The sequence below is a fragment of the Streptomyces sp. SAI-127 genome (genome assembly GCF_029894425.1).
Classification (GTDB): Bacteria; Actinomycetota; Actinomycetes; order Streptomycetales; family Streptomycetaceae; genus Streptomyces.
The window spans coordinates 8,808,965-8,820,435 of record NZ_JARXYJ010000001.1; the positions used below are offsets into that span (position 1 = coordinate 8,808,965).

Below are 11,471 nucleotides of genomic sequence, written 5' to 3' on the forward strand. Positions count from 1 at the left end.
ACAACCGCCGTACGACCTAGAGCACGCACTCCGCCTCGGCGTACCGGTCCTCCGGCACCGTCTTCAGCGTCTCGACCGCCTCCGCCAGCGGCACCATCACGATGTCGGTCCCCTGCAGAGCCGTCATGTGACCGAACTCCCCACGGTGCACGGCCTCCACCGCATGCCATCCGAACCGGGTGGCGAGGACGCGGTCGTACGCGGTCGGCGTACCACCCCGCTGCACATGCCCCAGGATGACCGGCCGGGCTTCCTTCCCCAGCCGCTCCTCCAGCTCGATCGACAGCTGACGGGCGATCCCGGCGAAGCGCTCGTGCCCGTAGATGTCCTTGGCGCCCTCGTCGAAGGCCATGGAGCCGGGCGCCGGCTTGGCCCCCTCCGCGGCGACGACGATCGCGAACCGCTTGCCCGCCTCGAACCGCTCCCCGACCCGGCGGGCCAGCTCCTCGATGTCGAAGGGCCGTTCCGGCACGACGATGGCGTGCGCACCGGCCGCCATCCCGGAGTGCAGCGCTATCCAGCCGGTGTGCCGCCCCATGACCTCGACGACGAGCACCCGCTGGTGGGACTCGGCGGTGGTCTTGAGCCGGTCGAGAGCCTCCGTCGCGACCCCTACCGCGGTGTCGAACCCGAAGGTGACATCGGTGACCGCGATGTCGTTGTCGATGGTCTTGGGCACGCCCACGACGGGCAGGCCGGCGTCCGACATCAGCCGGGCGGCCTTGAGCGTGCCCTCACCGCCGATGGGAATGATCGCGTCGAGCCCGAGCTCCTCGACATGCCCCTTGGCCCGCTCCACGCCGTCCCGCAGATGCGAGGGCTGGACCCGGGAGGAGCCGAGGATGGTGCCGCCGCGGGCCAGGATGCCGCCCACCGCGTCGAGGTCGAGCTTGAGGTAGTCGCACTCCAGGAGGCCCTTCCAGCCGTCCCGGAAACCGATGACCTCGTCGCCGTGGTCGGCGACGGCACGGTGCACGACGGACCGGATGACGGCGTTCAGGCCGGGGCAGTCGCCGCCGGACGTGAGGACACCAATGCGCATAGCCGGAAAAACCCTCTCACCGAATCAACGTGGGTCGGGTCCGGACCACGTCGTCCGGCTCGAACCCCGCCACCCTAGCGGCACAGGGGGGCGGGGCCGTAGCACGCGTCCGCCTGCTGGACGAGTCCGCTCACCTGTGCGGACTCCTTGTCAGACGGGCTGGTGACAGACGTCTGGAACCGAGGTGAACTTCCTGCTCAGGCGGGCTGCTGAGCGGCCGTGATGCGCTCGTTGCGCAGGGCCTCGTACCAGCGGTCGTCGGTCGGCGGCAGCGCGTTCACGTCGAGCGCGAGCTTCAGCAGCAGGTCGGCGATGAGCGGGTTGCGCGCGAGCACGGGTCCGTGCATGTACGTACCGAAGACCGTGTCGTTGTACGCCCCCTCCGTACCGTCCCCGGTGCCATTGCCCTTGCCCAGCTTGACGTTGGCGAACGGACGGGCGGTGGGGCCGAGGTGGGTGACGCCCTGGTGGTTCTCGAAGCCGGTCAGCGGGGGCAGGCCGAGGCGCGGGTCGATGTCGGCGAGCACGTCACCGACGCAGCGCTCGCCCTCACCGCGCACGGAGACCACGTCGAGCAGGCCGAGGCCGGGCTCGCGCTGGCCGAGGTCGTTGATGAACTCGTGGCCGAGGATCTGGTAGCCGGCGCACACCGAGAAGACGATCGCGCCGTTGCCGACGGCCCGGTGCAGACCGCCGTCCCGGCGCAGCCGCTCGGCCGCGAGCCGCTGCGGCCGGTCCTCGCCGCCGCCGATCAGGTAGATGTCGCCGGAGGTCGGGATCGGCTGGTCGCTGCGCACGTCCAGCCGGGCCACGTCGAGGCCCCGCTGACGGGCCCGGCGTTCGATGACGAGGGCGTTGCCCTGGTCGCCGTAGGTGCTGAGCAGGTCGGGGTAGATCCAGACGATCCGCAGGCTGTTGTCGCTCACAAAAGTCCCCTGTGTCTCAGTTGCCGACGCGGCGGCGCAGGTCCTGGAAGGCGGTGTAGTTCGCGATGACCTCGATACGGCCGTGCGGGCTCATCTGCACGGCCTGGTCGAGGTTGTCGCAGACCTGGAAGTTCTGGTTCGCGACCTCGAGTCGCACCGCGAGGTCCAGCTTCCGGTCGCCGATCACGCAGATCGGGTGGCCGGTGAGGCGGGTGTAGTCGACGTCCCACAGCCAGGAGGTGTCGGTGCCGTCGGCGCCGCGGGCGTTGACGGAGAGGATCACCGGGGTGGGCGGCGGGTCGATCAGGCTGAACGTTTCGAGCCAGCCGGCCGGGTTCTTCGCGAGCAGCAGGCGCAGGTCGCGCTGCTGGAACTGGACGACGTCGTAGCGCCCCGCCACGGCCTGCACCTGGTACATGCGTTCCAGGGCGACCTGCGGCGGCACGCCGAAGACGGCGGCCACGGCGGCGGAGGAAGCCGCGTTGGCCTTGTTGGCGCGGCCGGGCAGCTGGAGGTGGATGGGCCAGGCGGAGCCGTGCGGGTCGAGCACATGGTCGCCGGACAGGGCCCAGCTCGGCGTGGGGCGCCGGAACCCGCACTCGCCGCAGAACCAGTCGTCGCCCGGCCGCTGCATCACACCACCGCAGGACGGGCACGACCAGGCGTCGTCCTTCCACATCTGTCCGGCGGCGACCCAGATGACGTTGGGGGAGGAGGAGGCGGCCCACACGACGAGCGGGTCGTCGGCGTTGGCGACCACGACGGCCTTCGAACCTGCGAGCCCCTCGCGCCAGTTCTCCGCGAGCATGCGGGTCTCGGCGGCGCGGTCGAGCTGGTCGCGGGAGAGGTTCAGCAGGGCGATGCACTTGGGGTCGGTGTCGCGGGCCACGCCCGCGAGGTACTTCTCGTCGACCTCGATGACGCCGTACCGGGCGTCCGAGCCACCCGCGAGGGCGGAGGTGATGCCGGCCGGCATGTTGGCGCCGAGGGCGTTGGAGACGACGGGCCCGGCGGCGCCCAGTGCCTCCGCGATCAGCCGGGTGGTGGTGGTCTTTCCGTTGGTCGCCGAGACGAGGACGACGTCCAGGTTCTGGGCGAGCCGGGCAAGAAGGTCGGGGTCGAGTTTGAGGGCCACCCGGCCGCCGATGACCGAACCGCTGCCGCGACCCGCGGCTCGGGATGCCGCCGCGACGGCCTTGCCCGCCGTCACGGCCAGCTTGGCCCGCGGCGAGAGCGGGTCCGAGTTGCCTGTCATCAGATCTCGATCCTCCTTGCGTACGCGCCGCGCCTCAGCCTCCGGCCACGTGGTGTGGACCTCAGCCTATCGAGATCCGTAAGCACTCCCGAATCGCCGTACCCTTGCGGCCATGCGAAACGGCTCGATTCCGGGCACGCGGGGGCGCGTCCGCGCGCTCACCCTGCTCGGCACCCCGGTGTTGCACACACCCTGCGAGGACGTCACGGACTTCGGCCCCGAACTGGCGACCTTGGTCGAGGACTTGTTCGCGACGATGTACGCATCCGAGGGTGTGGGCCTCGCCGCCAACCAGATCGGCCTGCCGTTGCGCGTCTTCGTCTACGACTGCCCGGACGACGAGGAGGTCCGTCACCTGGGACATGTGGTGAACCCACGCCTGGTGGAGGTGGACGGTGTGGTGCTGAGGGGCCCCGAGGGCTGTCTGTCGTTGCCGGGCCTGGAGGCGGGAACGGAACGTCACGACCACGCGGTGGTGGAGGGCTTCACGATGGCGGGAGACCCGATCACGATCCACGGCACGGGCTTCTTCGCGAGGTGCCTACAGCACGAGATGGACCACATGGAGGGCAAGGTCTACGCGGACCGTGTGAAGGGACGACGCCACCGCAGGCTGATGCGACAAGTAGGGCGGGCCTCTTGGAGCAGGGGGACTGGTCCGGCCTGAAGGGGCGCGGGGCTGTATCGATCTGCGGCTCCGCCGCGTGGGCGCGACCGGCCCCCACGAACCCGCAGCCGACCGACGACCGTCAGAACCCAGGGCCCCCCACCTTGTCCCCGACCGCCGCAAGCCGCCCCCACAGCAGATCAGCCAGACTCTTCACCAACTCCGCCCGCGGGCAAGGCCGTTCCCCGAGCCACCAGTCACCCGCCGCATACATCATCCCGACGATCCCGTGCCCCCACACCCGCGCCAGCAACTGGCTCCCGGGCCCGAGATCGAGCCGGTCCTCGATGACCTGCCCCAATTCTTCACCCATCCTCCGCAGCAAGGGCGCGGAATGCTTACCGACATCGAACCCCTGCTCCCCGACCTGGCCCCCCTCGGCGGGGTGCATCAGGAACCGGTACACCTGAGGCCGGGCCTCGATCGCGGCCAGGTACGTGTCCAAAGTCGCCTCGACCCGCTCACGCCGTTCCGCCGGAGCGTCGAGCGCGGCCCGAAGCGAGTCCAGCAACGCGTCCGTGTGCCGTTTGGCGAGGGCAGCGTAGAGTCCCCCCTTGTCACCGAAGTGCCGATACAGGATCGGCTTGGTGATGCCGGCTTCTGCGGCGATCGCGTTCATAGAGGCCTGCGGTCCATCGCGCAGCACCACTCTGTCCGCGGCCTCCAGCAGTTCGCGCCGACGGCGGTCGGCGGACCGCTGCTGATCGGTCCGCTGTGTGGTGTCCATGAGCTCTCCCCACCCGTACTGAATCGGTAACGCCTGCGCAAACTAACACCCGGCGGGTGATGGACATCGAACAGGCTGCTGACTGGTCATCGGGAGTTGACTTTTCCTACCCGTGGGTAACAGACTCGAGTTACCGCAAGTAACATGCACGTGCGTCGCCGCTGGAGGGGACATGGCCGAGTTCACCATGGAGCTCAACGACGAACAGAAGGAGGTCCGGGACTGGCTGCACGGCTTCGCCGCCGACGTCATCCGCCCCGCGGCCGCCGAATGGGACGAGCGTGAGGAGACTCCCTGGCCGGTCATCCAGGAGGCCGCGAAGGTAGGCATCTACTCCCTCGACTTCTACGCCCAGCAGTACTTCGATCCCACCGGGCTCGGTATCCCGATGGCGATGGAGGAGCTGTTCTGGGGCGACGCGGGCATCGCCCTGTCGATCGTAGGCACCGGTCTCGCCGCTGTCGGCGTTCTCGCCAACGGCACCGAGGAGCAGATCGGCACCTGGATCCCCCAGATGTACGGCGACGCGAACGATGTCAAGGTCGCCGCGTTCTGCTCGTCCGAGCCGGACGCCGGCTCCGACGTGGCCTCCATGCGCACGCGCGCCGTGTACGACGAGGCCAAGGACGAGTGGGTGCTCAACGGCACCAAGACCTGGGCGACGAACGGCGGTATCGCCAACGTCCACGTGGTCGTCGCGGTCGTCGACGCCGAACTCGGCTCCAAGGGCCACGCGTCCTTCATCGTGCCGCCGAACACGCCGGGGCTGTCCCAGGGCCAGAAGTTCAAGAAGCACGGCATCCGTGCCTCGCACACCGCCGAGGTCGTGCTGGAGAACGTCCGGGTGCCCGGCTCCTGCCTCCTCGGTGGCAAGGAGAAGCTGGACCAGCGCCTCGCGCGGGCCCGGGAGCGGGCGAAGACCGGCGGGGAGCGGGTGAAGAACGCGGCGATGGCCACGTTCGAGGCCTCGCGGCCCGCCGTGGGCGCCATGGCCGTGGGCACCGCCCGGGCCGCCTACGAAGTCGCCCTCGACTACGCCAAGACGCGTGAGCAGTTCGGGCGGCCGATCATCGACAACCAGGGCGTGGCCTTCCAGCTCGCGGACATGCGCACCTCCATCGACGCGGCCCGTCTCCTGGTGTGGCGCGCTTCCTGGATGGCGATCAACGGAAAGCAGTTCACCGCCGCCGAGGGCTCGATGTCGAAGCTCTTCGCAAGTGAGACGGCGAAGAAGGTCACGGCGCAGGCGGTCCAGATCCTGGGCGGCAACGGCTACACCCGGGAGTACCCCGTGGAGCGCATGCACCGGGACGCCGCGATCTACACGATCTTCGAGGGTACGAGCGAGATCCAGCGGCTGGTCATCGCCCGGACCCTGTCCGGCATGTCCATCCGCTGACGAAGTCCGAACAGCACGTCTTCGCCGACTCGTCCGCCGGGTCGGCGAAGACGCACACGGCAGCGAACCAGCAAGCCCTAGGGCGCACTGCCGCTGCTGTGCGCGATACAGGCCACATCGATCCGATCGGCCAGCTTGGCCAGTTCGATCGTCAGCGCGGCCACCGTATCCTCGTCGAGCCCGTCGGCCCCGGCCTCGACCAGGTGCAACCATCGCCCGCCAAGACTGCGGAGCAACTTGCTCACATCGGCGGCAGTCACCTGCAGGGTCCCGCGGTCATCGACGATCAGAGGCAGAGTCACTTCGCGGTTCACACCCGGGATGTTAGCCGCGCAAGCGTCACGCTCCGTGCCAAACCGTGGTGATGTTGCAGAACTCCCTGATTCCGTGCCCGGACAGCTCACGCCCGTATCCGGACCGCTTGACCCCGCCGAACGGGAACGCCGGATGCGAGGCGGTCATCCCGTTGACGTACACCCCGCCGGCCTCCAGATCCCGTACGAACCGGTCGACCTCGGCCCCGTCCCGCGTCCACACGTTGGAACTCAGCCCGAACGGCGAGTCGTTGGCGATCAGCACCGCCTCGTCGAGGCCGTCCGCCCGGTACAGCGTGGCCACCGGCCCGAACGTCTCCTCGCGGTGGATGCGCATCTCGCGGGTGACGTCGGCGATGACGGTCGGCGGGTAGTACCAGCCGGGCCCGTCCGGCCGCTGCCCGCCGCACAGCACGCTCGCCCCGCTGCGCCTGGCGTCGTCGACGAGTTCCTCCAGATCGGCCCGGCCCTGCTCGCTGGACAGCGGCCCGACCTCGGTGTCCTCCTCCAGCGGGTCGCCGACCTTGAGGGCCTTCATGCCCTCGACGAACCGCTCGGCGAAACGGTCGTAGACGTCCGTGTGCACGATGAACCGCTTGGCGGCGATGCAGGACTGCCCGTTGTTCTGCACCCGCGCGGTCACCGCGATCTCGGCGGCGCGGTCGATGTCCGCGGACGGCATGACGATGTACGGGTCGCTGCCGCCGAGCTCCAGAACCGTCTTCTTCACCATGTTCCCGGCGGTGGACGCCACGGCCCGCCCGGCGGGCTCACTCCCCGTGAGCGTGGCCGCCTTGACGCGTTCGTCGCGCAGGATCTCGTCGATCGCGCCGGACCCGACGAGCAGCGTCTGGAAACAGCCCTCCGGGAAGCCCGCCTGATGGAAGAGGTCCTCCAGGAACAGCGCGGTCTGCGGCACGTTCGAGGCGTGCTTGAGCAGGCCGACGTTGCCCGCCATCAGGGCGGGCGCTGCGAAGCGGACCACCTGCCACAGCGGGAAGTTCCACGGCATCACCGCGAGCACGGGCCCCAGTGGCCGGTAGCGGACCAGGGCGCGGGAGGCGCCGGAGTCCTTGACGTCGTGCTCGGCGGGCTCCTCGTCGGCCAGCAGCGACTCCGCGTGCTCGGCGTACCAGCGCATGGCCTTGGCGCACTTGGCGGCCTCGGCGCGGGCCTGCTTGACCGGCTTGCCCATCTCGGTGGTCATGACCCGGGCGATGTCCTGCTGGATGTCGTCGAGGAGCCCGGCGGCCCGGTCCAGGAGACGGGCGCGCTCGTCGAACGACGTCGTCCGGTAGGTGCGGAACGTCGCCTCGGCGAGCTGGAGCCTGCGTTCGATCTCCTCCTCGCCCATGGCCTCGTACGTCTTGAGCGTCTCGCCGTTCGCCGGGTTCACCGTCGCGATGGGCATGACCGACCTCCTGAAGAGCTGATGTGCTTCGACCTTCCCGCGCGGCGGGGGCGACCGCAACGCGTGGACGTCAGGCCGAGTGCTCAGCCAGCCGGTCGAGAAACGCGGCCTGCGCCTTGACGATCACGGCCCTGCCCCGGTCGAGGCCGAACCACTCCACCCGGTCCAGCTCGGGGAACTCCCGCATCTGCCCGGACTTCGGTGGCCACTCCATGGTGAACAGGCCCGGAACCACGGTCGCCGGATCGAGGTCCGCCTCGATCGCCCATGCCGTGACGACCTTGCCGTTCGTCTGCCGGACCTCACCCAGCGCTACGGCCTCCCCGTCGGGCGGCGGCAGCCCGAGTTCCTCCTGGAACTCGCGGCGGGCCGCGTCCCAGGCCGACTCCGAGTCCGGCTCGTACTCGCCCTTGGGAACCGTCCAGGCTCCGGCGTCCCGCCGGGCGAAGAACGGGCCACCCATATGGCCCAGCAACACCTCCAGGCCGTCATCGGTGTGCCGGAACAACAGCAGGCCGGCGCTGGTCCTCACGGCCTCACCTCGGGATGCGCGGCCAGCAGCGTCTCCACGGTGTCGGCCTCCTCGGGCCTCTTGTCCTCGCGGTAGCGGACCACCCGCGCGAAGCGGAGGGTGACTCCGGCCGGGTAGCGGGTCGACTTCTGGAGGCCGTCGTAGGCGATCTCGACGACGAGTTCGGGCCGTACGGTCACCACGTAACCGCTGCTTTCGACGGCCAGCTCCTGGAGCCGCTCGGTCTGCCAGGTGAGCATCGCGTCGGTCATGCCCTTGAAGGTCTTGCCGAGCATGGCGAAGCCGCCGTCCGCCGTACGGGCGCCGAGGTGCAGGTTGGAGAGCTTGCCGGTGCGTCGGCCGTGGCCCCATTCGGCGGCCAGTACCACCAGGTCGAGGGTGTGCACGGGCTTGACCTTCAGCCAGGAGGCGCCGCGCCGGCCCGCGCTGTAGGGGGCGTCGAGGGACTTCACCACGACGCCCTCGTGGCCGCGCTTCAGAGTCTCGGCGAGGAACTCCTCGGCCGCCCCCGCGTCCTGCGGCCCGGACACCAGCGTGCGCCGGACCCGCATCGGCTCGGGCACCAACCGGGCCAGCTCCGCGTGCCGTTCGGCGAAGGGCAGGTCGAGGAGGTCGCGGTCGTCGACGGACAGGGCGTCGAAGAAGACGGGGGAGACGGGGACCACCTCGGCGGCCGTCGTCACGTCCACGCGGGAGCCGACCCGGCCCGCCGTCTCCTGGAAGGAACGGGGACGCCCGTCCTCGTCGAAGGCGATCACCTCACCGTCCAGGATGAACCGCTCGCCCCTCAACTCCCGTGCGGCAGCCGTCAGCTCGGGCAGCCGGTCGGTGATGTCGTCGAGGGTGCGCGTGTACAGCCGTACGGCATCCCCGTCCCGGTGGATCTGGACGCGGATGCCGTCCAGCTTCTCCTCGACCGCGCAGATGCCGAGCTTCTCGACCGCCTCGGCCACGGAGGAGGCGCTGTGCGCCAGCATCGGCAGGACCGGGCGGCCGACGGTGAGGCGGAAGCGGTCCAGGGCGGGTGGGCCGTCGGTGAGCAGGGCCTCGGCCACGGTCTGGAGGGAGCCCGCGAGCATCACGGCACGGCGCACGTCGGCGGGAGGTGCCCCCGTCGCCAGGGCGAGCCCCTCCGTGGCGACCGCGTCCAGCGCCCCCTGCCGTACCTCTCCGCTGATCAGCCCGAACAGGAACCGCTGTTCGTCCTCGGTGGCCGCGCCCAGCAACTCACCCACCAGCCGGGCGCGTTCGGCCTGCGAGCCTGCGCCCGCGACCTTGCCGAGCTCGCTGAGCAGGGCGTCCACCTCGCGCACGGTCAGGGCCGGCTCGGCGGCCGGGGCGACCGGGCGGCTCAGCACCTTCCAGCCGACGCCGAGCCGGCCCTGCGGGAGCCGTCCGGCCAGGTACGGGATGACGATCGGGACGTCGTCCGCCTCGGCGTCCCGGAACAGTTCGGCGAGGAGCGCGATCTTCCGGGACCGCGCCGAGGTGGCGGCGACCTCCTGGGACACGTGTGCCAGCCGGGCAAGCAGCATGCAGCCATCCTGCACCGGAGGCGGCGGGTCCACACCCCGACCGCACCCCGGCTATGCCCCTACGGCCGCGTCGAGATCGCTCATCAGCAGTTCCCCGTTGATCGTGGCCGCCGCCCGGTATCCGGCGCTCGCCGCGTTGATCACCTGCTCCCCGAAGCCGGCCGCGTTGCCCACGGCGTACACACCGGGCACGGTCGTCTGCCAGTTCCCGTCGACCACGGGGTAGCTGCCGAAGGGCGTCTCCTGGAGCTCGGCTCCGAGCCGCTGCAGCAGGCCGTTCTGCGGGACGGCCCGGGGCGCGGTGAAGACGACCTCGCGTGCGTGCGTCGTGCCGTCCTCCAGCCGTACGGCGGTGAGCCGGTCGTCCGTCACGACCAGCTCGGCGACCTCGCCGGGCACCACGCCGACACCGGCCGCGGCCAGCCTGCGCAGATCGTCGTCCGAGAGCTCGGACTCGGTGACCGTGTGCAGGAAGAGGGTCACGTCCTTCGACCACTGGGAGACCATCAGCGCCTGGTGCACGCTGAGCGGAGTCGTGGCGAGGACGCCGAATGCCTGGTCGCGGACCTCCCAGCCGTGGCAGTAGGGGCAGTGCAGGACGTCCTTGCCGAAGCGCGCCGCGACACCGGGCACGTCCGGGAGCTCGTCCTTGAGGCCGGTCGCGACGACGAGGCGACGGGCCTGGAGCACCCGCCCGCTCGCCAGGGTCACGGCGAAGCCCGGGGCGACGTCGACCACCCGGTCCCGGACCAGCTCGACGCCGTACCCCTTGATCTCCTCGCGCCCGATCGCCAGGAACTCGGCGGGCGGCATGCCGTCCCGGGTGAGAAAGCCCTGCATGTGCGCGGCGGGCGCGTTGCGTGGTTCGCCCGCGTCGACGACCAGGGTGTGACGCCGGGCCCGGCCCAGGACGAGGGCGGCGGACAGGCCTGCCGCGCCGCCACCGATCACGATCACTTCGTATGTCTCGGTCATGCCGCCACGGTCGCTCCGCGGGCGCGGGATTGACAAACAACTTTGCCGATTCTGCAATACGGGTATGAGTACCGACGATGTTCTCGCCGAAGTGGGTCCCAGGCTCAGGCGGCTGCGGAAGGACCGGGAGGTGACCCTCGCGGCGCTCTCGGAGAAGACCGGCATCTCCGTGAGCACGCTCTCCCGGCTGGAGTCCGGCCTGCGCAAGCCCAGCCTGGAGCTGCTGCTGCCGATCGCCCAGGCCCATCAGGTGCCGCTCGACGAACTGGTCGGCGCCCCGCCGGTCGGCGATCCCCGGGTGCGGTCGGCACCGCTCGAACGGCACGGGCGCACCTTCTGGCCGCTCACCCGGCAGCCCGGCGGCCTGCAGGCCTTCAAGGTGCTGGTGCCGCGCCGCGAGGAGGAGCCGGAGCTGCGCACCCACGAGGGCTACGAATGGCTGTACGTCCTGGCGGGGCGGCTGAGGGTGGTGCTGGGCGAGCACGACGTGATCATGAGTGCGGGCGAGGCGGCGGAGTTCGACACCCGGGTGCCGCACTGGTTCGGGTCGACGGGGGAGGGGCCGGCGGAGTTCCTGAGCCTGTTCGGGCCGCAGGGGGAGCGGATGCACGTACGGGCGCGTCCCCGGAAGGCGTGAGCGGGCGTTCTCCCTCGCTTCTGGGACAACTGAACGATCACGCAGGTAAGT

The 11,471-nt window shown here is 70.4% G+C and carries 12 protein-coding genes; 3 read left to right on the forward strand and 9 right to left on the reverse strand.

The window, feature by feature from the left end; translation table 11 throughout:
- Positions 1–16: 16 nt before the first annotated feature.
- From M2157_RS40535 to M2157_RS40545, 3 genes are all read right to left on the reverse strand, one after another.
- Positions 17–1,042, reverse strand: a complete 1,026-nt coding sequence (locus tag M2157_RS40535) for a 6-phosphofructokinase (protein WP_280856162.1) — start codon at positions 1,040–1,042, stop codon at positions 17–19.
- Between the two features lie 197 nt (positions 1,043–1,239).
- Positions 1,240–1,968, reverse strand: coding sequence for a glutamine amidotransferase (locus M2157_RS40540; RefSeq protein ID WP_057610630.1), 729 nt, complete (start codon positions 1,966–1,968; stop codon positions 1,240–1,242).
- Positions 1,969–1,984: 16 nt separating this feature from the next.
- Positions 1,985–3,223 (reverse strand): MurT ligase domain-containing protein, encoded by a 1,239-nt coding sequence (locus M2157_RS40545; RefSeq protein ID WP_057610631.1) that lies wholly within the window; start codon positions 3,221–3,223, stop codon positions 1,985–1,987.
- 112 nt (positions 3,224–3,335) lie between these two features.
- Here M2157_RS40545 and def point away from each other — a divergent pair, with 112 nt between their 5' ends.
- Entirely contained in the window at positions 3,336–3,890 is a 555-nt protein-coding gene (def, locus tag M2157_RS40550) for a peptide deformylase (protein ID WP_280867637.1), read from the forward strand.
- 82 nt (positions 3,891–3,972) lie between these two features.
- Here def and M2157_RS40555 read toward each other — a convergent pair whose 3' ends face one another.
- The gene (locus tag M2157_RS40555) at positions 3,973–4,617 is read right to left on the reverse strand and encodes a TetR family transcriptional regulator (protein ID WP_280856159.1); all 645 of its coding nucleotides are present in this window, start codon (positions 4,615–4,617) and stop codon (positions 3,973–3,975) included.
- A gap of 172 nt (positions 4,618–4,789) precedes the next feature.
- Between M2157_RS40555 and M2157_RS40560 the strand changes: the two genes are divergently transcribed.
- Entirely contained in the window at positions 4,790–6,016 is a 1,227-nt protein-coding gene (locus M2157_RS40560; RefSeq protein ID WP_057610634.1) for an acyl-CoA dehydrogenase family protein, read from the forward strand.
- 77 nt (positions 6,017–6,093) lie between these two features.
- Here M2157_RS40560 and M2157_RS40565 read toward each other — a convergent pair whose 3' ends face one another.
- The 5 genes from M2157_RS40565 to M2157_RS40585 all read right to left on the reverse strand — a co-directional run bounded on the left by M2157_RS40565 (position 6,094) and on the right by M2157_RS40585 (position 10,783).
- The gene (locus M2157_RS40565; protein WP_057610635.1) at positions 6,094–6,330 is read right to left on the reverse strand and encodes a DUF6213 family protein; all 237 of its coding nucleotides are present in this window, start codon (positions 6,328–6,330) and stop codon (positions 6,094–6,096) included.
- A 25-nt stretch (positions 6,331–6,355) separates the two neighbouring features.
- Positions 6,356–7,741, reverse strand: coding sequence for an NADP-dependent succinic semialdehyde dehydrogenase (locus M2157_RS40570; protein ID WP_280856158.1), 1,386 nt, complete (start codon positions 7,739–7,741; stop codon positions 6,356–6,358).
- A gap of 70 nt (positions 7,742–7,811) precedes the next feature.
- A complete protein-coding gene (locus M2157_RS40575; RefSeq protein ID WP_280856157.1) occupies positions 7,812–8,273 on the reverse strand; it encodes an NUDIX domain-containing protein in 462 nt (153 codons plus the stop codon).
- On the reverse strand, positions 8,270–9,808 hold the full coding sequence (locus M2157_RS40580; protein ID WP_280856156.1) for an ATP-dependent DNA ligase: 1,539 nt from the start codon (positions 9,806–9,808) through the stop codon (positions 8,270–8,272). The genes M2157_RS40575 and M2157_RS40580 overlap by 4 nt, the downstream gene beginning before the upstream one ends.
- 51 nt (positions 9,809–9,859) lie before the next feature.
- Complete coding sequence (locus M2157_RS40585) at positions 9,860–10,783, reverse strand: NAD(P)/FAD-dependent oxidoreductase (RefSeq protein WP_280856155.1); 924 nt, start codon at positions 10,781–10,783, stop codon at positions 9,860–9,862.
- Between the two features lie 64 nt (positions 10,784–10,847).
- Here M2157_RS40585 and M2157_RS40590 point away from each other — a divergent pair, with 64 nt between their 5' ends.
- Entirely contained in the window at positions 10,848–11,420 is a 573-nt protein-coding gene (locus M2157_RS40590; RefSeq protein WP_280856154.1) for an XRE family transcriptional regulator, read from the forward strand.
- The last annotated feature ends 51 nt before the right edge of the window (positions 11,421–11,471 follow it).